Here is a 21356-nt window from a genome sequence, read left to right as displayed (position 1 = left end):
GAGGCAGCATTCCCGATGACAAGTGCGGGCGGGCTTCCTACCTCGCGTCCAACAAGGAGAATGACGATATGAGCGAGACCGCGATTTTCGCAGGCGGCTGCTTCTGGTGCACCGAAGCAGTGATGAAGGACGTGATCGGCGTCGACACGGTCGAAAGCGGCTATATCGGCGGCAGCGTCGAGAACCCGACCTACAAGCAGGTGTGCGGCGGCGATACCGGCCATGCCGAGGCGGTGCGGGTGACCTATGATCCGGGCACGATCAGCTATGCCGAACTGCTCGACATGTTCCTCGGCACGCACGACCCGACCCAGCTCAACCGGCAGGGCAACGACGTCGGCACGCAATACCGCAGCGCGATCTTCCCGCTCGACGCCGCTCAGGCCGAGGAAGCCGAAGCCGCGATCGGGCGGTGGAACGCCGCCAACGGCAAGATGGCGGTCACCACGATCGAAGGCCTGTCCGACGGCGAGCAGAGCGCGACCTGGTATCCGGCGGAAGGCTATCACCAGGACTATTGGGAAGGCGAAGGCCAGCGCAATCCCTATTGCCAGGCGACGATCCCGCCCAAGCTGATGAAGCTGCGCAAGAGCTTCCAGAAATACGTCAAGGACGACGCCTGAGTCGCCCGACCGGATAAGCCGCCCACCCCCTCGCCTGACACACCTGACACAGTGTCCAGGGGCCAAAAAACCACCGCCGGTTCGGATGTCGAAAAAGACGATCCGGGCCGGCGTTTTCGTGATCAGGCGCATAGCGCGAGGATGGCATGTCTGCGCTGCTGTAGGACAGCGCGTTTACCGGTGGATTTGAACTTCGGGGTTGCGCCTCGCGCGGACGGCCCCACGTTGGGGGCACCGAATTTTCCCGTGGCCGCGCATTCGCTCGCAGCCCCAACCCCCTATAGCCCGAGAAAATGGGCCAGAGAGGACATAGCTTATGCCTACCGCAAAGCAGGGCGACACCGTCGCCATCGATTTCGTCGTCAAGACCGATGCCGGACAGGTCGTCGGCAACACCGAGGAAAGCGGCCCGCAGGTCGTCACGCTCGGCAAGCAGGAAATCTTCCCCGCGATCGAAGCCGCGCTCGACGGGATGGAAGTCGGCTCGGTCCAGCAGGTCAAGATCGAGAGCGAAAACGCCTTCGGCCCGCGCCGCGAGGAACTGGTGATCGACGTTCCGCGCGAGAACCTGCCCGCAGAGCCCGCCCCGCAGCCGGGCATGCAGCTTTCCGCGCAGGGCCAGGACGGCCAGCCGATCCAGCTCGTCATCACCGAAGTGCAGGAAAATTCGGTGAAGGCCGACGGCAACCACCCGCTGGCAGGCGAAGACCTGACCTTCGGCGTGACGCTGGTCGAGATCAAGGAAGCCGCGTAAGGCTTCGGATAAGCCGCCCAAGGCTTGGGAACGGCTGGCGGGCTTCGTGCTCGCTGGCCGTTTTGCTATTCGGCAGGCTTTCGATTTTCGAGGGCATGCGCGATACGCTGTGATGACACGACTACCGGCTCGCTGCGTGTGGCCCACGGGTAGCCGACCTGCTCGACCACAAAGCACAGATCGGATGGATCGACCTGCAAGTCATATCGACCGATCTCGGGCGATTTTCCATTTTCTAGTGCCCCCCGGATTTCGGCGGCGACTGGAAGATAGACAACATATTTTAGAACAGGGCCTCCAGCGTCCGACTTCCAAATCGGCAGGTCGGCAGGGTCTGGCGGGACTGTAAAAGGCCCGAAGGCGGGCAGCCAACGATCTTCATCGTATGGGCAGGCGCTCGCCTCAGAATATAGCGTGTTCATACCCTCCGCATTCAGGTCTGCGTCGCTAGAAAACTTCAGCGCCAGATAGCCCATCTCCTCTTGCCGGGAAACGTCAGCACTCTCAGGCACGTCCTGCACCCATTGGGCATCGACGAACTCGTGATTGCCCATCGGCGGCTTGCATCCTGCCAAGGCAACGAGACCGAGGGCTGTAATGATGATCCTCATGCCGAGTTGATACCAGTCATCAGGTTTTGCGCCAGCTAGCCGTTGGGAAGGTACCCATCTCCTCCCCCTTGAGGGGGAGATTGGGTGGGGGTGTGCTGAGGCCGATGACACAGAGCCCCCACCCCCAACCCCTCCCCCAAGGGAGGGGAGTTAAGTGGCTAACTCTTCCGCCAGCGCGCGACGAAGAAGCCGTCGAGGCCGCCGTGTTCGGGCAGCATTCCGGGGTCGGTGCGCACTGTTCCCTTTGAGGTGGGTGACAGGCCTGCGGGCAATTCCTCCGCGCTGACCGGCTCCTTGGTAAGCCAGACCTTTTCCGCCTGCTCCTCGCCTTCCTCGCTCTCGAGCGAGCACACCGCGTAAACCAGTATGCCTCCGGGCGTGAGCCAGCCGCTCGCGCGCTCGATCAGGCGGGCCTGCACTTCGGACAAATCCTCGATCTGGCGCGGGCCAATGCGGTGGAGCACGTCGGGGTGGCGGCGCGCGGTGCCGGTCGCGGTGCAGGGGGCGTCGATCAGGATCGCATCGAACGGTGCCTCAGGCTCCCACTTGAAGGCATCGCCGGCGATGACGTCCGCCGACAGGCCGGTGCGCTTGAGGTTTTCCTCCAGCAGCTTCAGCCGCTTGGCCGAGATATCGAGCGCGGTTACCTGCCACCCTTGCGCCGCCAGCTGCAGCGTCTTGCCGCCGGGCGCTGCGCACAGGTCGAGCGCGCGCTTTCCGCCGCCCTCGCCCAACATTCGCGCAGGCAGCGAGGCGGCGAGGTCCTGCACCCACCATGCGCCATCCTCGAACCCCTCGAGCCCGTGCACCGCCTGCCCGCGCGAGAGGCGCAGGTGGCCGGGCATCAGGCTGTCCGCGCCCAGCTTCACGGCCCATTCGGCGGTCTGCGAGCGATCGCGCAGCGTCAGGTCGAGCGGGGGCGGTTCGGCAAGGCCTGCGGCGATGGTTCCGGCACGCTCGCCCCAGCGCTCGGCAACCGGTTCGGGCAAGGTCGGGGCGGCGGGCAGTTCCACGCCGCGCTTGGTCAGCGCGCCGAACACGCCATGCGCGAGCCGCTTGGGCCCGCCAGAGAGCAGCGGCAGCGCGGTCGCGACCACCGCGTGCGGCGGCGTGTCGAGCCGCAGCCATTGCGCCAGCATCAGCCGCAGCACGGTGCGCGGCTTGGCGTCCTCGGGCAGGTTCTCGCGTGTCGCGCTGTCGATCAGCGCATCGAAATCGGGCAGCCAGCGCAGCGTTTCCGCCGCAATCGCGCGCGCGAGCCCGGCGTCGGAGGCGGGCAACCCGCGCAGCGCCGCCGTCTCGTTCTGCTCCAGCGTCTCGCCCCGCCGCAGCACGCCGTCGAGCAGGCGCAGCGCCGCGCGGCGTGCGGGCAGGCCGGGAACATCGCCACCGGCTTTAGCCATGCTTGAATTCGCGAACGGACAGGATCATTTCTATCATATGAAACGCGCTACCGAACGCCCCGAAGGATTCAAGAAGCCAGCGCACTGGAGCGACGATCCGCCGCCCGCGCCCGAGCCGATCGACGCGAGCGTGGAGGACCCCAAGGGCCTCAGCCCCACCCGCTACGGCGACTGGGTGAAAGACGGCATCGCGATCGATTTCTAGGAATAATCCTCCACGGTTTGCGAAGCCAACCGGGGAGGGGGACCGCGACGCCGCAGGTGTCGGGCTGGAGGGGCAGTTTCGCATGTGCCCCTCCGTCAGCCGCCTGCGGCGGCTGCCACCTCCCCCCTTTGCCTTCGGCAAAGGGGGGAGGATCACTTTCTCTCAGAGCTTTACCAGCTTTATCTGCAACCCGTCCTTGGGCTGCGGGATCGGCCAGGCCTGCCATGCGGGCGCATAGCCATCGGCCACTTCAACCCGGTAGTTGGTCAGCAGGTGCGCCATCATGATCTTGATCTGCATGTAGGCGAAGTGGAGGCCCAGGCACATGTGCGCGCCGCCGCCGAACGGCACCCACGCATATTTGTGGCGTGCCTTCTCCGCCTCGCGGGTGAAGCGCGACGGATCGAATGCCTCGGGGTTGTCCCAGATTTCCGGGTCGTGGTGGACGAAATGGGGGTTCACACCCACCGGAGTTCCCGCCGGGATGCGGTATCCGCCGAACTCGAATTCCTCCAGCGCACGCCGCGGGATCGAAGGCACGGGCGGCATCATCCGCAGCGCTTCCTTGAACGCCATCTCGGTCAGCTCGGCCTGGCCCAGTTCGTCGTAATTGAGCGGGCGCCCCTCGCCCCCGGTGATCGCGCGCAGTTCTTCGCGCAAGCGGTCCTGCCATTCCGGGTTCTTCGCGAGGTAATAGACCAGCGTGGTCGCCGATGAGGTAATCGTGTCGTGCGCAGCCATCATCAGGAAGTTCATGTGGTCGACCACCTCGTCGACCGGCAGCAGGCTGCCATCTTCGCGCGTGGCGGTGGCGAACTGGCTAAACATGTCCTGCCCGCCGCCCTCGGCCCGGCGACGCTCGGTCTCGCGCGTGAAATAGTCGACCAGATAGGCGCGCCCGTCGACACCCTTCTTCAGCTTGGTGAACGGCAGCGGACGCCGGATCGGCGCGACAGAGGCCTGGACCATGTCGACGAAGGCCTGGTTCACCTTCTCCGCTTCGGGGCCGAAGGGAATGCCGATGAAGCTGTCTGCCGCCAGGTCGAGCGTCAGCTGCTTGATCGCGGGGTAGAAGGCCAGGTCGCCCGCGCCCCATTCCTCTACCCGCTGTGCGATGCCGTGGTTGAGCGCGCCGACATAGTGGCGCATCGGCTCTGGCTTGAAGGCGATCGACAGCGCCTTGCGGTCGGCGCGGTGATGGTCGAAATCCATCAGCATCAGGCCGCGCGGGAACAACTGGTCGAGGATCGGCCCCCAGCCCTGCTCGCTAGAGAAAATCTTCTTGCGGTCGAACAGCACCAGCTCGTTCGCATCCGCGCCGACCAGCGCGACCACCGTGCCGCCAAAGGCATTGTTCTTGTACACACGGCCGTATTTCGCGACCATCGCGCGGGTGAAGGCGGGCGGATCGGCAAGCATCTTGAAGGTGTTGCCGATGATCGGAAGGCCGGTTTCGCCCGGGATATGGGCCAGGTCCGCATTGGATGGATTGTCTTCCTTCCAGTGAGTCGGGCGGACGGAAGCAGGCTGGTGTGCGGCGAGTGTGGCCATCGGGGTCCTCTCCTTATTGACCCCAATGTAAGTTATTTAGAACGTCAAATCCAGCCGCCACATTCACGGCGCAACAAAGCCTCCAGCATGGTCAGCCCGGCTGCGGACGTATTGAGGCAGGAAAGCGCGGCGAACCGCTCGCCCCCCGCCTCGGCAAACTGCTCGTGCCCCTGGATCGCCAGCTCTTCGAGCGTTTCGAGACAGTCGGCGGAAAAGCCCGGCGCGACCACGGCCAGCCGCTTGGTCCCCGCTTGCGCTTCCTCCGCCAGCACCGCGTCGGTCGCCGGTTCGAGCCACTTGGCCCGCCCGAATCGCGACTGGAAGCTGGTCCGAAACCGCAACCCCTCGCGCGCCATCCTCTCTTCGAGCAGGCGCGCGGTCTTTTGGCAGTGGCAGTGGTACGGATCGCCCAGTTCCAGCGTGCGCGCGGGCATCCCGTGAAAACTCAGCAGCAACAGCTCGGGCGTAAAATCGAGCGCATCGAGCTGGCGCGAAATGTCGCTGGCAAGTGCTTCAATATAAAGCGGATCGTCGTGGTAGGGCGGCAGCGTGCGCAGGCTCGGCTGCCAACGCTGCGCGGCCATCCACTCGTTCGCCTTGTCGACCACCGTCGCGGTCGTCGCCCCGCAATATTGCGGATAGAGCGGCGCGAGCAGAATGCGCTCGCATCCGGCATCCTTCAGTTTGGCAAGCTGCCGGGGGATGGATGGTTCGCCGTAACGCATGGCCCAATCGACCTCAGCCGTATCGCCGAAAGCCTGCTGCATCGCCTCTGCCTGCGCCTTGGTGATGGCGGCGAGCGGCGAGCCGTCCTCGCTCCACACCTTGCGATAGGCCTCCGCCGATTTTGCAGGCCGCGTGTTGAGGATGATCCCGCGCAGGATCGGCTGCCAGGCGATCGGGGGGATTTCCACGACGCGGCGGTCCGACAGGAATTCGGCGAGGTAGCGCTTCACGTCGGCGGTGGTCGGCGCATCCGGGGTGCCCAGATTGACCAGCAGCACGCCGACCTTGCCCGACCTTACGGGCGGGTGATCACCCGGGAGCTGCTGTTCTTGCCATGTCATCTCTCCCGCCAACGCGAACCGCGCGCGTTCGTCAAGATGACCTTGTTCACGATGGCATTTCCGATGCTGTTTCCGAAGCCTCCGGCGACGGGCTGGCGTCGGGCTGTTGGGTGGTTTCCGGAGGCGATGCTTGCGTGGCAGCCTTCCGGGCGAGCCGCAGGTCCAGCGGCAGGCTGCGCAACCGCGATCCGATAGCGGAAGACAGCGCATTGGCGATGGCAGGCGGCGCGATGACGGCCCCCAGCTCACCCGGATCGAACGGTGCGGCCTCGCTGGTGACGAATTCGACCGCAATTTCCGGGCAGTCGGCAAGCCTCGGCAGATCGAGCGCGGCGAGGCTCTTCTTGTCGGGAAAACCCTTTGCGAAGCCGATCGACGATCCGAGCGCGAGCGACATCCCGTAGATCAGCCCGCCCTCGATCTGCTGACGGGCAAGGTCGCGGTTCACGATCCGCCCGATATCCACTGCCGCACTCAGCCGTGTAATCCGCGGGCCACGCTCGCCCGGGCTCGCTTGCGCGACGCAGGCGATGCGCCCGCTTCGGTCGCCCAGTGTCATGCGGTGGCAGGCCAGGCCCTGCCCGCTCGCCACCTCGCCGCCATCCCATTCCGCCAGCCGCGCAACGCGCTGCAACACCTCAACCATCCGCAGATCCTGCCCGAGCATCGCGATCCGGTAAGACAGCTTTTCCCGCCCTAGCTTCTCGGCAAGTTCGTCGACGAAGCACTCGGTAAAGAACGCGCTCAGCGCGTCGCCGCCACCACGCATCCGCGCCACCGGCAGGTCGATGCCGACCGGGACGTGATCGACTGCAAGGTTGGGGATCGAATAGGCCGGAACCGCGCCCGACAGCGCGAGCGGGTCTGCCTTCCCAGCGGTCTCTTCGCGCGCGGCCCAGGCGGTCCGGTTGTCGAGTGTCCGCGCACCCTGTTCGCGCATGAAGGGCGGCACCGCGATCCTTGCCTTCAACGCCACCACACTACCATCGCGCCCGAGCCGCGCGCTCATTTCGGCAGATGCGGGTGCGCGCGGCGGGCTCCTGAGCATTTCCTGCCAGCGGCTCCACGTCAGCTGCACCGGGCGATCGAGTTCGCGGGCGATCACTGCAGCCTCGATCGCGTGCATGTGATCGAGCCGGGTATCGAAGCTGCCGCCCGCCGCCATCGGCACCAGTATCACACTCTCCACCCCGATACCGATCGCCCGCGCCGCCGCGACCCGTGCGCGCTCGGGCGCCTGGCTGGCGATCCACAGCGTCAGTTTGCCGTCCTTGAGCCAGGCGGTCGCCGTCGCGGTCTCTATCGGAGCGTGCGCCGCAGCTGCTATGTCGTAGCGGCGCGTTATCGTCGGCTTGCCTTCGACGACTTCGCTCGCGCCAATCTGCGCGATGCGTTTCGCAGCCCCCTTGGCAAGGCCATCGGCCAGATCTTCAGAGATCCCTTCGCTGTCGAAGGGAGCGTCGATGGTGAAGATCGGGCGCATTGCATCGAGCGCCTTGTTGGCAGCCCACCAGCTCTGGCCCGCCGCCGCCAGCCAGCGATTGCCTTCGACCACGCCGAGCAATCCGCGGACTCTCGCGGCCGCTTTCTTGTCGTACCTTTTCAGCCGCGAACGGCCGATCGGTCCGTGGCGGATTGCGGCGAAGACCATTCCCGGCAAACGGACATCGCCGGCGAACAGGAAACTCCCATCGACCTTCGCCGGCAGGTCGAGCCGCGGGTACATCGTCTCGGCGGCCGCTCCCGCGCCGGTCGGCCGTTCGGCCGGTGGCTCGCTATAGAGGGGCGGCACGTCGGGAGGGTCGCGCCGCGCGGCCCCTTCCGCCAGGTCGGCAAAGCGCAGCCGCTTCTTGTCGAAGACGACGAAACCATCGGCAGTGCGGCACTGTTCTGGGGCAATATTCCAGCGCGCCGCCGCCTCCTCGATCAGCATGGCGCGTGCGGTGGCCGCAGCCTCGCGTGCGGGGCGCTCGTATGCGGCCAGCGTGGTGCCGGCAGCGGTGGCGGTAAAGCGGGTCCGCTCGGCAAACCGGCGCGCGAGCAGCGATTCGGGATCGCTGGCAATGTCCGCACCACCCGCCAGCCACAGCTGCGCCCAATGGCTCGCGAGCGCGGTATTGGGATAAGCACCCGCAGGCGGCGCGGGTTCGACGGCGATCTGCCGCCAGTCCGCACCCAGTTCCATGGCGACGATCTGCGGAATGAGCGTGGTCACGCCCTGCCCCATCTCGCACTGGGGAACCGCGACGGTGACGACGCCGTCGGTGGCGATCTTGAGCCATGCGTTGAAGCCGACTTCGCCCTCGGCAGGGGCCAGCGGAGCGTCGAACCGCTGCGGCAGGAGGACGTAAGCGATGGCGAGCCCGCCACCGGCCGCCGCCCCCGCCAGCACGCCACGACGCGAAATCTTCATGCCGCGCCCATCCGATCCAGCCCTTGCCTCTCACCCGTCGTCACGCGCCCGTCAATAACAGCAAAAATGCGCGGGCAACCCCTGTTTTTCGCAAGAAGTGTGCCTATAACCGGTGGCATGAAAATTCTGGACGGGTTCCAATCGCGAATCGCGCTGGCAATGGCCGGCAAAAATCCCTGGGGCAATTCTTCCGGCGACTCATCCGATGGAGGCGATCGATCCGACGCCCCGAACGGTGGCGATGGGGAAGGCAGCAAGCCCAAGGGGCCACGCAATCCGTGGCTGCCGCAAGGCGGCGGCGATGGCCCGCGCCGGTCCGCGTCGATCGACGATATCTTCAAGAACCGTGGCCCCGAAGGGCCGCGCCGCGGGTCCGGCGGACCGGGCGGCCCCAACTTCCGCATGCCAGAGCGGCCCGGCGGCAAGAGCTGGATCCCGCTGATCGTCATCGTGGTGCTGGCGATCTGGTGCCTGGTGACGAGCTTCCACCTGATCGGCCCGCAGCAAAAGGCAGTAGTCAAGACACTCGGCAATTATACCCGCACGCTCGATTCCGGGCTCAAGTTCACCGCGCCCTTCCCGATCGAAACGATCGAGATCGAGGATGTCGAAGGCGTGCGCGCAGTGACGATTCCCTCGAACCGCGCGAATGCGAAGCTGATCCTTACCGGCGACCAGAACTTGGTCGATCTGAGCTACATCGTGCGCTGGAACATCAAGAATCTCGAGCAGTTCAAATTCCGCCTCGCCGAACCGGAAGAGACGGTGAGCGAAGTTGCCGAAGCCGCGATGCGCGCGACGGTGGCGGAAAAGACGCTCGACGAAACCTTTTCCGGTCAGGGCCGCGCCGAAATCGAACAGGCGGTGCGTGAACGGATGCAACGCGTGCTCGACAGCTATCGCGCAGGGATCAACGTGCTCGGCGTCGAAATCGACAAGGCCGACCCGCCGAGCGAGGTGGTCGATGCTTTCCGCGATGTCTCCGTGGCCGAACAGAATGCCGACGCGGCGCGCAACCAGGCGCGCGGCTACGCGCAGCAGGTCATCGCCAATGCGCAGGGTGAGGCGCAGGCCTTCGACAAGGTGTACGAGGAATACCGCCTCGCCCCCGAGGTGACGCGTCGCCGTATCTATTACGAAACCATGGAGCGCGTGCTGGGCGAAACCGACAAGACCATCGTCGAAGCCGATGGCGTGACGCCTTACCTGCCGCTGCCCGAGGTCAACCGGAGGCGCAGCACCGTAACGCCGCCGCCGGCTGCCCCGTCGGCCACCACAACCCAGGGGGGGCAGTAATCATGCAAAACCTTTGGGAAAACTACCGCGCCGCCATCATCCTGGCCGCGCTCGTCGTGATCGGGCTGATGCTGAGCATCTACATCGTGCCCGAAGAAGAGCAGGCAGTCGTCCTGCGGACGGGGGAACCGGTGCGCGTGGTCAACACGGTCAACGGCACCACCGGAGCGGGGCTCTACGTGCGCGTCCCGCTGATCGAGAGCGTTCGCCTGATCGACAAGCGCCTCCTCGATCTGGAAATGACCGACGAGGAAGTGCTGTCGCAGGATCAGCAGCGCCTGCTGGTCAACGCCTATGCCCGGTTCCGGATCGTCGATCCGGTCCGCATGGTCGAACGTGCGGGCACGACCGATGGCGTGCGCGTGGCGCTCGAACCGATCCTCAACTCGGTACTGCGGCAGGAACTCGGCCGGCGGACATTCCAGTCGATGCTGACCGCCGAACGCGGCAGCGCGCTCGCCAACGTTCGCGCGAATCTCGACCGGCAGGCCCGCCAGTACGGGGCAGAGGTGGTCGATGTGCAGATCAAGCGGACCGACCTGCCCGATGGTGCACCGCTGCAATCCGCCTTCCAGCGGATGCAGAGCGACCGTCAGCGTGAGGCGCGCACGATCCGCGCACAAGGCGATCGCGACGCGCGGATCATCCGCGCCGAAGCCGATGCTTCTGCCGCCCGCATCTACGCCGAAAGCTTCGGCAAGGACCCGGATTTCTACGATTTCTACCGCGCCATGCAGAGCTACAACGAAACGTTCCGCAAGGCCCGGGATGGCGAGGAACCGAGGGGCGATAGCAACATCATCCTTTCCCCGGACAACGAGTATCTGCGGCAGTTCCGCGGACGCCGTTGACCGTTCGTCGAACGAAACCGCCGTTCGCCCCACCGACGGCGGTTCGTTCAATCGCGATTAAGCGCCCCCGGCGTTCAAAAGAGACTGGGGATAGGACCGGCCCGTAAGGCGTTGTTCGCCAGCGGGGGCCGACGAGAGAAAAAGGAACCAGAAGGACGTGAGACCCGTGCGATATGCTTATGGCGTAACTTCCGCACTGCTGCTCGGCGGTGCGACCATCTCCCTCATCACCGGCCAGCCCGCCGGCGCGCAGGTGGCTCAGAACGACGATGCCCGGATCACCGCGGTAACACCGCGCGCGGGTGCGCCTGCGAGCTTCGCCGACCTGACCGAACAGCTCGCCCCGGCGGTGGTCAACATCTCCACCCGGCAGCGGGTCGAGGTGCAGAGTTCGAACCCGTTCGCAGGAACGCCCTTCGAAGGCATGTTCGGCGACCGCGGCGGCGACCAGCCGACGACGCGCGAAGGCCAGTCGCTCGGCTCGGGCTTCCTGATTTCCGCAGATGGCTATGTCGTAACCAATAATCACGTCGTCACGCCGCAAGGTAATGGCACGGTCGAAGAGATCACCGTGACCATGCCCGACGGGTCCGAGTACGAAGCGAAGATGGTCGGCAAGGATGCCGAATCCGACCTCGCCGTGCTCAAGATCGACCGTGCCGAACCGTTCCCCTTCGTGAAGTTCGGCGATTCGGCGCAGGCGCGCGCGGGCGACTGGGTCGTCGCGATCGGCAACCCCTTCGGCCTCGGCGGTACGGTAACCAGCGGGATCATCTCGTCGGTGCTGCGGACCGCAGGCGCAGGTGCCTACGACCGCTTCATCCAGACCGACGCGGCGATCAACCGCGGTAACTCGGGTGGCCCCCTGTTCGACATGCAGGGCAACGTCATCGGCATCAACAACGCCATCCTCTCGCCCTCGGGCGGTAGCGTGGGCGTGGGCTTTGCCATTCCGGCCGACACCGCAGCCCCGATCGTCGAGCGTCTGCGCAGGGGCGAAGCGATCGAACGCGGCTATCTGGGCGTCAGCATCGGCCCGGTAACCGATGATTTCGCCGCCGCTCTCGGCCTGCCGCGCAACCGGGGCGAAGTCGTTCAGTCTGTCGTCGACGGCGAAGCCGCCCAGAAGGCGGGCATCGAGCCGGGCGACGTCGTCATCTCGGTCAATGGCAAGGACGTGACGCCTGACCAGACGCTGTCCTTCCTCGTTGCGAATGTGAAGCCGGGCACCACGATCCCGGTCACGCTGATCCGCGACGGAAAGCAGCGCACGATCAAGCTCAAGGTCGGCACACGGCCCAGCGCCGAAGAACTCGCCCAGTCGCAGATGTTCGGCGACGATGGCGAGGAAGACGAGATGAACGCGCCGCTCGATCAGGAAGAATTCCTGGCCGAGAAGCTGGGTCTGGGCGTCGTCCCGATCAATCCGGGCATTGCCCGCCAGCTGGGCATTTCTGCCGAGACCACTGGCCTGGCCGTTGCCGCGGTCGATCGAAATTCGGATGCGGCGCGTAAGGGTATCCAGCGCCGCGACATCATCCTCTCCGCAAACTACCGCCCGGTCACCTCGGCCGAGCAGCTGGAAGGAATCGTCCGCGATGCCGAGCGTGAGGGTCGCAATGCCGTCGTGCTTCGCGTTCAGCGCGCGCGTGGCCCGGCAGGCTACGTGGCGGTCCGCATTCAGGACTGACAAACGGTCAAGCCGAAATGAAAGCCCCGCCGGAGCGGTCCGGCGGGGCTTTTTCTTTGCCCGATGTCAGTTCGGGGATGCGAGCGCCCGGGTGCGGTGGCGCTGCCTACTGGTTCTGCTGTCGCTGCGAGGGAGGCAGATTGGGTGCCTCTCCACGGCCCGCCGGCTGTGCCGGACTGGGCCTCGGCAGCGGCGTGGGAGGCGGCTGCTGTTGCGGCGGCTGTGGGCGTGTCGCCTGCCCTCCGCTATTGCCGCTGCCGATCGCACGCCGGAGGAAATCGTCATCGACTGCCTGTCGTTCGCCATCGGCGCCTTCGCCGGGCTGCGAACGCGGCTGTTCGGTCACCGCTTCACTCGAAGGGCCCGGTTCGCCTGCACCCCGACCCGGTTCGATCAGGTTCCCCTGTTCGTCGATGAAATAGTAATCTTCCGGGTCGCCGTAATTGAACTCTTCGTTCGGTTCGCTCTGCCAGTCGGGCAGGTCGGTATCCGTATCGAATGGTTCGATCGGGCGATCCTTCACCGCGAAGCGCATGAATGCGGCAAAGGCCTTCGCCGGGGCGGCCCCGCCGGACAGGCCGGAGACCGCCTTGTTATCGTCGCGCCCCATCCACACGCCGGTGGTCAGCCCGGAGGAGAAGCCGACGAAATAGCCGTCCTTGTTCGAACTTGTGGTACCCGTTTTGCCCGCGACCGGGCGCCCGATCTGCGCCGCCTTGCCGGTGCCGGTCTGGACTGCGGCCTGCAGCAGGTCGGTCATCTGGGTGGCCACGTAATCGGGCACCAGCCGCACGTCGCGGGGCTTCTCGTGCTGGTAGAGTACCTCGCCCGAAGCGGTCGTCACCTTGACGATGCCATAGGGTTCCACAGCCATGCCCCCGTCGGCAACCGAAGCAAAGGCGCGCGTCATGTCGAGCAGGCGGACCTCCGAGCTGCCCAGCACCATCGAGGGATAGGTGGAGACGGGTGAGGTAATGCCAAACCGCCGCGCCATCGACGCGACCGTGCCGAAGCCGACTTCGTTGCCGAGCTGCGCAGCGACCGTGTTGATCGAATAGGCAAAGGCTTGGCGCACCGTCATCTCGCCCGCGTAGCGACCATTGTAGTTCTTGGGGCTCCAGCCATCGATCGTGACCGGCGCATCGACCACCTTGTCGTCCACGCGGTAGCCGGATTCGAGCGCCGCGAGATAGACGAACAGCTTCCATGCAGAGCCCGGTTGGCGCTGTGCAACGGTCGCGCGGTTGAAATTGCTGGTCACGTAATCGGTCCCGCCGACCAGTGCGCGGATCGCCCCGTCGCGGTCGAGCGAGACGAGCGCACCCTGCGTGCCCTTGGGCGCATTCGCCTTTACCGCCGCGCTCGCTGCGCGCTGCATCCCGGTGTCGATCGTGGTCCACACCTCGATCGGTTCGAGTGTGTTGGGCAGCAGGATATCGAGTTGCGGCAGCGCCCAGTCGGTGAAGTAGCGGACCGAGTTCTGACCCGGCTCCTGCTTCAGCTTCACCGCCGTTGGATCGACCGACGCCTGTTCGGCAGTAATCAGCCCCTGTTCGCGCATCAGCCGCAGCACCACCTGCGCGCGACCCACGGCGGCGTCGACATCCGCAGTTGGCGAATAGCGGCTCGGCGCCTTGACCAGCCCGGCGATGATCGCCGCTTCGGCGGTGCTCAGCTCGGTCGCAGGGTGGCTGAAGAATTTGCGGCTGGCGGAATCGACACCGTAGGCGCCTCCGCCGAAATACACCTTGTTCAGATACAGCTCGAGAATCTGTTCCTTGTCGAACTTCATCTCGATCGCCATCGCCAGCACCGCCTCGCGGACCTTGCGGTCGAGCGTGCGGTTGGAATTCAGGAAAACGTTGCGCGCCAGCTGCTGAGTAATGGTCGAAGTGCCGCCGACCCGCGCGCGCGAACCGGTGAGCCCTTCGATCAGCGCGCCGCCGGTGCGCCAGATGTCGACCCCGAAGTGCGAGTAGAAGCGGCGATCCTCCACCGCGACCATCGCCTGCTTCATCTCCTCGGGGATTTGGTCCTGATCGAGCCACTCGCCGTAACTCGGCCCAAGCTCGAAAATCTCGCTGCCGTCGGCTGCACGCACGACGATGGTCTGCGCGGTCTGCGCTGCCTTGAGCTCTTCGTAGGATGGGAGCGAGCGCGCGGCGAAAGCGACAGCCAGAAACAGGAAGATCACCGCGAGCAGCGCGAGGCCGAAGACCCACATCAGCGTCAGGCGGAGCCAGCGCGGCGTCTTGTCCCACATCTCGGCGCCAGGAAAACGACGCTTGTTCTCGCCGCGCGTGGTTACGTACCGTGCCATCTAGGTGCCTTGTTCCGGCCTGCGGTGCGCCGCGACACGCACCAGAAATGTCGCATCTCGCCTATGCAGGCACAAAGCTCAATGGCGAATGAATGGAAGACATTTTTCTGCCGCAATTCGCGATCAGCTGCCGACCGGTGGATCGCCCGCAGCCTCGAACTCCAGCGCAACCGAGTTGATGCAGTACCGCAAGCCGGTAGGACGCGGGCCATCAGGGAAAAGGTGGCCGAGGTGCCCTTCGCAGTTGGCGCACAATACCTCGGTGCGGGTCATCCCGTGCGAAGTATCCTCGCGCGTTTCGACCGCATCGTCCTCTGCGGGCGCATAGAAGCTCGGCCAGCCAGAACCGCTGTCGTATTTCTCGTTGCTGCGGAACACCAGGTTGCCGCACCCGGCGCAGTAATATTCGCCCTCGTCCTTCAGCTTGTCGTAGGCGCCGCTGAAGGCGCGTTCGGTGCCGGCCTCGCGCAGCACGGCGAACTGTTCGCGCGTCAGGCGTTCGCGCCACTGGTCTTCGGTCAGAGTCAGCTTGTCGGTCATCGGAAAATTCCTTTCGCCACTACTATGGGCGGGGAACGGGTGCGTTCCGCGTCAGTCGTCCAGCTGGTTATAATGCGCCGGCGGCTGGATCACATCCATCCGCTCACTCAACAAAGGGCCAAAGCTGGGCCTGCTCTTGAAGGCCGAATACCAGTCGCGCGTCGGCCCGTGATCCTTCCAGTCTATCCCGCCCAGGTAGTCGGCGACCGATAGCTGCGCGGCGGCAGTGATGTCTGCCAGGCTCATCTGCGGCCCGGCCAGCCATGCCCGGTGATCGAGCAGCCAGTCGAGATAATCGAGATGCGCGTGCGCCAGCTTCATCGCTTCGCGGATGATCCGCGAGTCGGGCGGCTGGCGCAGTACCAGTCGCTTCTGCATCCGCTCGTGCAGCAGCGGCATGGTGACGTCGCCGAAAAGGTTTTCCTCGAACAGCGCGACCAATCGGCGAATCTCGGCGCGGGCGAGTGCCGACCCGTTGATCATCGGCGCACGGTCGACCGTCTCTTCGAAGAATTCGCAGATCGCGGTCGAATCGCTCAGCACGATGCCCTTCTCGGTCTCCTCGACCACCGGCACGCGGCCTGCATGGTTCATGTCGAAGAAGTCGTCATCGGCCTTCCACGGATCGATCCGCTGGAGGCCGAAGGGCACGCCCTTTTCGCGCAGCAGGATGCGTACCTTGCGGCTGAACGGGCAGAGGGGGAATTGGTGGATGGTCCACATGCGCGCCCCAGATGGAGCATTCGCGTTCGCAAATCCAGATGCTTGGCGCGGCTTATTCGCCTGCCGGTGTCGTGTGTGCGCTAGAGCCCCGAAGCGTCCAGCAGGAGCAGGCAGGGCGGCATGATCTGTTCAAGCGAACCGTCCGCCCGGATTGCGTCAACTTCCCGGCGCAGGTGCGCAGCCAGCGTCTCGCGCGTCATCCCGGCCTGATCCATCAGCTGCGCGCCTGAGCGGACGAAGAACTCCCGTCCGCGCTCGCCCAGCGGCGGGTACTCGAGCGCGGCTGGATCGCCCTGCTTCTGCTTTTCAGCAACCAGGGCAAAGGCCGCAGAGCAGCGAAGCGCGCCCTGCTGCGCAGCATTCAGCGGCATGGCCGTTTCCGCTTCGACGGGCTCGGCTGTGTCCGCGACGGGCTGGGAAACGAGAAAAACGAGAGTCAGGAGGTTGGCGATCATGGTCGGCGACTATACCTGAGGTCCAGCAAACGCGCTGCCCCTTTCTGGGCGATGGCGCGAAAACAAGACGAACCGTTGCCAACAGGAGCCTAATTTTATGTCCGACCATTCCTCCCTCCATCTCCTGATCGGCGGCGAAAAGCTTTCCGGCGGCAGCCGCGACACGCAGGACGTGATCGATCCGGCAACCGCCGAAGTGCTCGGTTCGCTGCCGCACGCAACCACCGACGATCTCGACACCGCGCTCGCCAATGCGGACAGGGGCTTCCATGCGTGGCGCAAGGAAAGCGCCGACAAGCGCGCCGCCGCGCTCAACAAGGCCGCGCAGCTGATCCGCGAACGCGCGAAAGACATCGGCATGCTGCTGACCCGCGAACAGGGCAAGCCGATCAAGGAAGCGATCGGCGAAGTGATTTACTGCGCTATGCTGTTCGAATTCTACGCAGGCGAAGCGAAGCGCACCTACGGCCGATCGCTGGTCCGCCCCGAAGGCCAGAGCGCGCGCGTAATCTACGTGCCGGTCGGCCCCGTCGCCGGGTTCGCCGCGTGGAACTTCCCCGCAATCAACGTCGCCCGCAAGATCGGCGGCGCGATCGCGGCGGGCTGCTCGGTCATCGTCAAGCCGTCCGAGGAAACGCCCGCAGCGGGCCTCGCGCTGGTTCAGTGCCTGCTCGATGGCGGGGTGCCGGGCGATGTGTGCCAGGTCGTGTTCGGCGTGCCGGACGAAGTCAGCCGCCACCTGCTCGGCTCGCCGATCATCCGCAAGGTGACCTTCACCGGCTCATCCGCCGTGGGCAAGCACCTGGTCAAGCTGGCCGCCGACGACCTGAAGGTGACCACCATGGAACTGGGCGGTCACGCGCCGGTGATGGTGTTCAAGGATAGCGACGTCGAGAAGGTGCTCGATACCATGGTCGGCGCGAAGTACCGCAACGCGGGCCAGGTGTGCGTCAGCCCCACCCGCTTCCTGATCGAGGAAGACATCTTCCCCGCCTTCCGCGACGGCTTCGTGGAGCGCGCCAAGGCGATCAAGGTCGGCAACGGGACCGAGGACGGCACCCAGATGGGTCCGATGGCGAACGAGCGCGGCCCGCAAGGCCTCGCCAAGAAGATCGCCGATGCCAAGGACAAGGGCGGCAAGCTGGAAACCGGCGGCGACCGGATCGGCAACCAGGGATTCTTCTTCGAGCCGACCGTGCTCAGCGAAGTGCCCACCAATGCCGAGATCATGAACGAAGAGCCCTTCGGACCTGTCGCGATCGTCAATCCGATGGCGAACGCCGATGCGATGATCGAAGAGGCGAACCGCCTGCCCTATGGCCTCGCCGCCTATGCCTGGACCAATGATCCCAAGCTGCGCGGCCGCCTCGCCGCCGATGTCGAGGCCGGGATGCTGGCCATCAACGGCGCCAACGTGAGCGCACCCGATGCGCCATTCGGCGGCGTGAAGTGGTCCGGCTTCGGACGTGAAGACGGCGCAGAAGGCGTGATGCACTGCATGGTGCCCAAGACCATCCACGAAAGCTGATCCGGCGATGCGGGCGGCGTGACCGGGGGGTCCGCCGCCCGCTTTTCAATTTCCCTTTAACCGACGTCGGCTTCCGGCCGCGCACGCATCTTCCTGACATCCGCCAAATGGTGTATTGCACGCCATGGCCTTCACGGAGCACCCCTTGCGGCGTGAACTGGTGCACGAGATGCACTTGCGGCGCTTTGCCCCGGTCGATGCTCCATCCCGCCTGGTCCAGATGGTTTTCCTTATCGGGGAAGACCAACGCGAGGCGGAGCAGGCCCTGCTCTCCTCCCCTCCCCTGACGCCGCTCTCGTCCAAGCACGAAACCCGGCACGCGGTGTTCGAATTCCCGGGCGACGTGACCATGCTGTGGGAACGGCAGACCGAAGCCACCACGATCACGCTAATCTCTTCCGAAACCAACAGCGAAGGCATGATCCCGCTGCTCGAGTGGCTCGGCGGATGGCCCGGTGCCGTGCTGCGCGCGACGAAACTCTTCGTTGTTGGAAGCGAGTCGAATGCAGAGCAATTGCTGCCCGGCATGGGATTCGAGACCGCCGATCTCGTTTCCTGCCACGTGTGCGGCGGCGTTCGCGTATGGTCGGATTTTCGCATTCGGGAAGACGGTTACGGAAGGCTGCTGGTCGCTGCGCAGGATCGGCAGCCCGACGATCTCGGGCGGATCGTCCAGCGCCTCCAGGAACTGGGAAACTACCGCAATCTCGCACTTTTCGGGCTGCCGCCGGTGCAGCGTCTGATGCCCGAGCTCAACGCGCTCGAAGCCCGTCTCGCAAAGCATGCGCAAGCTCTCGCCGATGACGATGCCGAGCGTGACGACGAGGATTTGCTGCGCGATCTTTCCAAGGTCTCCGCCGAACTCGCGCGGTTACGCTCGGAAAACAGCTATCGCACCAGCGCAAGCCAGGCCTACGCGCAGATCGCCGCCGACCGTCTCGACGCGCTGGACGTGCGGCCGATCGACGGCTTCCAGAGCCTGACCGATTTCCCCGAGCGGCGACTGGTCCCCGCCACCCGCACGATCGAGACCTTCACCAACCGTCTGCGCAGGCTTTCGGAGCGCAGCGGCGATGCGATCGCGCTGCTCAACACGCGCATCGATACGCGGATCAAGGCGCAGAACCTCGAATTGCTGCGGTCGATGGAAAGCAGCTTCAACCTCCAGCTGCGGCTGCAGAACCTGGTCGAGGCCCTCTCCGTAATCGCCGCAAGCTACTACGCGGTCGCGCTGATCGCTTATGTGGCCAAGGGCGTCGATGCTTTCGGCAAAGAAGATCACGTCGTCGACATAATCATCGCGCTGGCCGCGCCGCTGGTGATCCTGACGATCTTCCTGCTGGTCTCGCGTATTCGCCACCGGTTTATTCGGGAAACCGAAACTGCCGTCCACCGTTCTGGCAAGGGGCAAGCAGCGCGCGCTATGATCGACCATAAAAAGGGTCTATAGCATCTGCGGGGTAATGGACTTTTGGGTGAGGAGAAGACGAAATGAAGAAGATTCAGGCTTTTATTGGCGGATCCGCTCTTGCTTGTCTCATGCTGACGGCCGGCTGCAACAGCCGCGCGGACGAGGAGCCTGCCACTCCTGAAACGACCGCCGCAGCACCTGCTGCGACCGAAACCGCTGCCGCTGTTACCGAAGCCCCGACTCCGACCGTCGAGTTTGCCAGCCTCACCGGCGATGCCGAGGCGGGCAAGAAGGTGTTTGCCAAGTGCATGACCTGTCACAGCGTCGACGCGGGCGTGAACAAGGTCGGCCCCACGCTGCATGGCGTCGTCGGGCGCCATTCGGGTTCGGTGGAAGGCTATTCCTATTCGGACGCGAACAAGAACAGCGGCATTACCTGGACGCCCGAGGAACTGTACGTTTACCTCGCCGATCCCCAGGCCACGATTCCCGGCACCAAGATGGCCTTCCCCGGCCTGAAGGACCCGCAGGATCGCGCCAACGTGATCGCGTACCTGCAAACGCAGTCCTGATCCGCATCGCCGATGCTTGAAAAGGCGCTGTCGCGAAAGCGGCGGCGCCTTTTTCTTGTCTGGCGTAGAGCGACGATGCGAGACCGCGCCCTCTTCCCGGTATGTCAGGAAACGGGCGTCACGCCACCGCGTCCATCCGCGCCAGTTCGCACTGCGACCAGATTTCGCTCAGCGCGTCGATCAGCCGCCCTGTATCGCCATCGGTGTGCACCGGAGAGGGCGTGATCCGCAGCCTTTCGGTGCCCACGGGCACGGTCGGGTAGTTGATCGGCTGCACGTAGATACCGTGATTGTCCATCAGCCAGTCGCTGATCATTTTGCACTTCTTCGCATCGCCGACCATCACCGGGATGATGTGGCTCGGGTTGGGAAGGTGCGGGATGCCCATCGCGTCGAGCTTGCGCCGTACCTCGGCCACGCGTTCCTGGTGCAGCGTACGTTCGCGATCGCTTTCTTTGAGGTGGCGGATGCTCGCCGCCGCACCCGCCGCTACCGCCGGCGGCAGCGCGGTCGAGAAGATGAACCCGCTGGCGAAGGTGCGGACGTAATCGACCAGATCGGCGGAGGCGGCGATATAGCCACCCATCACGCCGAATGCCTTGCCCAGCGTCCCTTCGATCACGGTGATCCGGTCCATCAGCCCTTCACGCTCGGCAATCCCGCCGCCGCGCGGGCCGTAAAGGCCGACCGCGTGCACCTCGTCGATATAGCTCATCGCGCCGTGGCGTTCGCACACGTCGAGAATCTCCGCGATCGGCGCGATGTCGCCATCCATCGAATAGACGCTTTCGAACGCGACCAGCTTGGGCACGTCCGGCCCGTAGTCGGACAGCATCCGGTCCAGATCTTCCGGATCGTTGTGCTTCCAGACCTTGTATGGCGCGCGCGAGGCGCGGATGCCCTCGATCATCGAGGCGTGGTTGAGCGCGTCGGAAAACACCACGCAGCCCGGAATGCGGCTCGCCAGCGTGCCGAGCGCGGCCCAATTGGACACGTATCCGCTGGTGAACAGCAGCGCGGCTTCCTTGCCGTGCAGGTCCGCCAGCTCGCGCTCGAGTTCGACATGATAATGATTGGTGCCCGAGATATTGCGCGTACCGCCCGCGCCCGCGCCGCATTCGTCGAGCGCGGCGTGCATCGCATCGACCACCATCGGATGCTGGCCCATGCCGAGGTAGTCGTTCGAACACCACACGGTGACCGGCTGCGTGTCCTCGTCAAGAAAACGGGTCGCCTGCGGGAAATTGCCACGATGGCGCTTGATGTCGGTAAAGACGCGATAGCGCCCCTCCGCGCGAACCGCGTCGAGCTGGCTGGCGAAGAAGGTTTCGTAGTCCATCGGG

The 21356-nt window shown here is 65.1% G+C and carries 19 protein-coding genes; 9 read left to right on the top strand and 10 right to left on the bottom strand.

Annotation, left to right across the window (positions count from 1 at the left end):
• The first annotated feature begins 68 nt into the window (after positions 1-68).
• Together msrA and AAG591_RS09845 are read left to right on the top strand one after the other, a co-directional pair.
• On the top strand, positions 69-623 hold the full coding sequence (gene msrA / locus AAG591_RS09850; protein ID WP_342531045.1) for a peptide-methionine (S)-S-oxide reductase MsrA: 555 nt from the start codon (positions 69-71) through the stop codon (positions 621-623).
• A 316-nt stretch (positions 624-939) separates the two neighbouring features.
• The gene (locus AAG591_RS09845) at positions 940-1377 is read left to right on the top strand and encodes an FKBP-type peptidyl-prolyl cis-trans isomerase (RefSeq protein WP_342531044.1); all 438 of its coding nucleotides are present in this window, start codon (positions 940-942) and stop codon (positions 1375-1377) included.
• A 65-nt stretch (positions 1378-1442) separates the two neighbouring features.
• On the opposite strand, the gene AAG591_RS09840 is transcribed toward AAG591_RS09845, so the two are convergent.
• Entirely contained in the window at positions 1443-1988 is a 546-nt protein-coding gene (locus tag AAG591_RS09840) for a hypothetical protein (protein ID WP_342531043.1), read from the bottom strand.
• 158 nt (positions 1989-2146) lie between these two features.
• Positions 2147-3391 carry an RsmB/NOP family class I SAM-dependent RNA methyltransferase gene (locus AAG591_RS09835; protein ID WP_342531042.1) on the bottom strand — a complete coding sequence of 415 codons (1245 nt, stop codon included), beginning with the start codon at positions 3389-3391 and terminating at the stop codon, positions 2147-2149.
• Here AAG591_RS09835 and AAG591_RS09830 point away from each other — a divergent pair.
• Complete coding sequence (locus AAG591_RS09830; protein ID WP_425341646.1) at positions 3390-3596, top strand: DUF1674 domain-containing protein; 207 nt, start codon at positions 3390-3392, stop codon at positions 3594-3596. The genes AAG591_RS09835 and AAG591_RS09830 overlap by 2 nt on opposite strands.
• Positions 3597-3758: 162 nt before the next feature.
• On the opposite strand, the gene AAG591_RS09825 is transcribed toward AAG591_RS09830, so the two are convergent.
• From AAG591_RS09825 to AAG591_RS09815, 3 genes are read right to left on the bottom strand one after another with little or no spacing between them, the layout of a single operon-like run.
• Positions 3759-5147, bottom strand: a complete 1389-nt coding sequence (locus AAG591_RS09825; RefSeq protein WP_342531040.1) for a cytochrome P450 — start codon at positions 5145-5147, stop codon at positions 3759-3761.
• A gap of 44 nt (positions 5148-5191) precedes the next feature.
• Positions 5192-6214, bottom strand: a complete 1023-nt coding sequence (gene hemH / locus AAG591_RS09820) for a ferrochelatase (protein ID WP_342531038.1) — start codon at positions 6212-6214, stop codon at positions 5192-5194.
• A gap of 46 nt (positions 6215-6260) precedes the next feature.
• On the bottom strand, positions 6261-8627 hold the full coding sequence (locus AAG591_RS09815; RefSeq protein WP_342531036.1) for a xanthine dehydrogenase family protein molybdopterin-binding subunit: 2367 nt from the start codon (positions 8625-8627) through the stop codon (positions 6261-6263).
• Between the two features lie 117 nt (positions 8628-8744).
• Between AAG591_RS09815 and hflK the strand changes: the two genes are divergently transcribed.
• From hflK to AAG591_RS09800, 3 genes are all read left to right on the top strand, one after another.
• Positions 8745-9923, top strand: a complete 1179-nt coding sequence (gene hflK, locus AAG591_RS09810) for a protease modulator HflK (protein ID WP_342531034.1) — start codon at positions 8745-8747, stop codon at positions 9921-9923.
• A 2-nt stretch (positions 9924-9925) separates the two neighbouring features.
• Complete coding sequence (hflC, locus tag AAG591_RS09805) at positions 9926-10774, top strand: protease modulator HflC (protein ID WP_342531033.1); 849 nt, start codon at positions 9926-9928, stop codon at positions 10772-10774.
• Positions 10775-10940: 166 nt separating this feature from the next.
• Positions 10941-12464: a Do family serine endopeptidase gene (locus tag AAG591_RS09800; protein ID WP_342531032.1), complete on the top strand. Its 1524-nt coding sequence runs from the start codon at positions 10941-10943 to the stop codon at positions 12462-12464.
• Positions 12465-12570: 106 nt separating this feature from the next.
• Here AAG591_RS09800 and AAG591_RS09795 read toward each other — a convergent pair whose 3' ends face one another.
• From AAG591_RS09795 to AAG591_RS09780, 4 genes are all read right to left on the bottom strand, one after another.
• Positions 12571-14727 carry a transglycosylase domain-containing protein gene (locus AAG591_RS09795; RefSeq protein ID WP_425341658.1) on the bottom strand — a complete coding sequence of 719 codons (2157 nt, stop codon included), beginning with the start codon at positions 14725-14727 and terminating at the stop codon, positions 12571-12573.
• A gap of 180 nt (positions 14728-14907) precedes the next feature.
• A complete protein-coding gene (gene msrB, locus AAG591_RS09790; protein ID WP_342531031.1) occupies positions 14908-15324 on the bottom strand; it encodes a peptide-methionine (R)-S-oxide reductase MsrB in 417 nt (138 codons plus the stop codon).
• A gap of 51 nt (positions 15325-15375) precedes the next feature.
• Positions 15376-16047: a glutathione S-transferase family protein gene (locus AAG591_RS09785; protein ID WP_342531029.1), complete on the bottom strand. Its 672-nt coding sequence runs from the start codon at positions 16045-16047 to the stop codon at positions 15376-15378.
• Between the two features lie 80 nt (positions 16048-16127).
• Positions 16128-16502, bottom strand: coding sequence for a hypothetical protein (locus AAG591_RS09780; RefSeq protein ID WP_342531027.1), 375 nt, complete (start codon positions 16500-16502; stop codon positions 16128-16130).
• Positions 16503-16599: 97 nt separating this feature from the next.
• On the opposite strand from AAG591_RS09780, the gene AAG591_RS09775 reads away from it, so the two are divergent.
• The 3 genes from AAG591_RS09775 (at position 16600) to AAG591_RS09765 (ending at position 20013) form a co-directional block, all read left to right on the top strand.
• The gene (locus tag AAG591_RS09775) at positions 16600-18030 is read left to right on the top strand and encodes an NAD-dependent succinate-semialdehyde dehydrogenase (protein WP_342531026.1); all 1431 of its coding nucleotides are present in this window, start codon (positions 16600-16602) and stop codon (positions 18028-18030) included.
• Positions 18031-18154: 124 nt separating this feature from the next.
• Positions 18155-19480, top strand: coding sequence for a DUF3422 family protein (locus AAG591_RS09770; protein WP_342531025.1), 1326 nt, complete (start codon positions 18155-18157; stop codon positions 19478-19480).
• 41 nt (positions 19481-19521) lie between these two features.
• Positions 19522-20013, top strand: coding sequence for a c-type cytochrome (locus AAG591_RS09765; protein ID WP_342531024.1), 492 nt, complete (start codon positions 19522-19524; stop codon positions 20011-20013).
• Positions 20014-20131: 118 nt separating this feature from the next.
• Here AAG591_RS09765 and hemA read toward each other — a convergent pair whose 3' ends face one another.
• Positions 20132-21352 (bottom strand): 5-aminolevulinate synthase, encoded by a 1221-nt coding sequence (gene hemA, locus AAG591_RS09760; protein WP_342531023.1) that lies wholly within the window; start codon positions 21350-21352, stop codon positions 20132-20134.
• Between the last annotated feature and the right edge of the window lie 4 nt (positions 21353-21356).

The sequence above is a fragment of the Citromicrobium bathyomarinum genome (genome assembly GCF_038594485.1).
GTDB lineage: Bacteria > Pseudomonadota > Alphaproteobacteria > Sphingomonadales > Sphingomonadaceae > Alteriqipengyuania > Alteriqipengyuania bathyomarina_A.
The sequence above is the reverse complement of the archived record's forward strand: the minus strand, read 5'-3'. Positions and strand labels throughout refer to the sequence as shown.

Coding starts and splice junctions, on each gene's coding strand:
- msrA (WP_342531045.1), top strand. CDS start 69: ATGAGCGAGACCGCGATTTTCGCAGGCGGCTGCTTCTGGTGCACCGAA.
- AAG591_RS09845 (WP_342531044.1), top strand. CDS start 940: ATGCCTACCGCAAAGCAGGGCGACACCGTCGCCATCGATTTCGTCGTC.
- AAG591_RS09840 (WP_342531043.1), bottom strand. CDS start 1,988: ATGAGGATCATCATTACAGCCCTCGGTCTCGTTGCCTTGGCAGGATGC.
- AAG591_RS09830 (WP_425341646.1), top strand. CDS start 3,390: ATGCTTGAATTCGCGAACGGACAGGATCATTTCTATCATATGAAACGC.
- AAG591_RS09835 (WP_342531042.1), bottom strand. CDS start 3,391: ATGGCTAAAGCCGGTGGCGATGTTCCCGGCCTGCCCGCACGCCGCGCG.
- AAG591_RS09825 (WP_342531040.1), bottom strand. CDS start 5,147: ATGGCCACACTCGCCGCACACCAGCCTGCTTCCGTCCGCCCGACTCAC.
- hemH (WP_342531038.1), bottom strand. CDS start 6,214: ATGACATGGCAAGAACAGCAGCTCCCGGGTGATCACCCGCCCGTAAGG.
- AAG591_RS09815 (WP_342531036.1), bottom strand. CDS start 8,627: ATGAAGATTTCGCGTCGTGGCGTGCTGGCGGGGGCGGCGGCCGGTGGC.
- hflK (WP_342531034.1), top strand. CDS start 8,745: ATGAAAATTCTGGACGGGTTCCAATCGCGAATCGCGCTGGCAATGGCC.
- hflC (WP_342531033.1), top strand. CDS start 9,926: ATGCAAAACCTTTGGGAAAACTACCGCGCCGCCATCATCCTGGCCGCG.
- AAG591_RS09795 (WP_425341658.1), bottom strand. CDS start 14,727: ATGTGGGACAAGACGCCGCGCTGGCTCCGCCTGACGCTGATGTGGGTC.
- msrB (WP_342531031.1), bottom strand. CDS start 15,324: ATGACCGACAAGCTGACTCTGACCGAAGACCAGTGGCGCGAACGCCTG.
- AAG591_RS09785 (WP_342531029.1), bottom strand. CDS start 16,047: ATGTGGACCATCCACCAATTCCCCCTCTGCCCGTTCAGCCGCAAGGTA.
- AAG591_RS09780 (WP_342531027.1), bottom strand. CDS start 16,502: ATGATCGCCAACCTCCTGACTCTCGTTTTTCTCGTTTCCCAGCCCGTC.
- AAG591_RS09775 (WP_342531026.1), top strand. CDS start 16,600: ATGTCCGACCATTCCTCCCTCCATCTCCTGATCGGCGGCGAAAAGCTT.
- AAG591_RS09770 (WP_342531025.1), top strand. CDS start 18,155: ATGGCCTTCACGGAGCACCCCTTGCGGCGTGAACTGGTGCACGAGATG.
- AAG591_RS09765 (WP_342531024.1), top strand. CDS start 19,522: ATGAAGAAGATTCAGGCTTTTATTGGCGGATCCGCTCTTGCTTGTCTC.
- hemA (WP_342531023.1), bottom strand. CDS start 21,352: ATGGACTACGAAACCTTCTTCGCCAGCCAGCTCGACGCGGTTCGCGCG.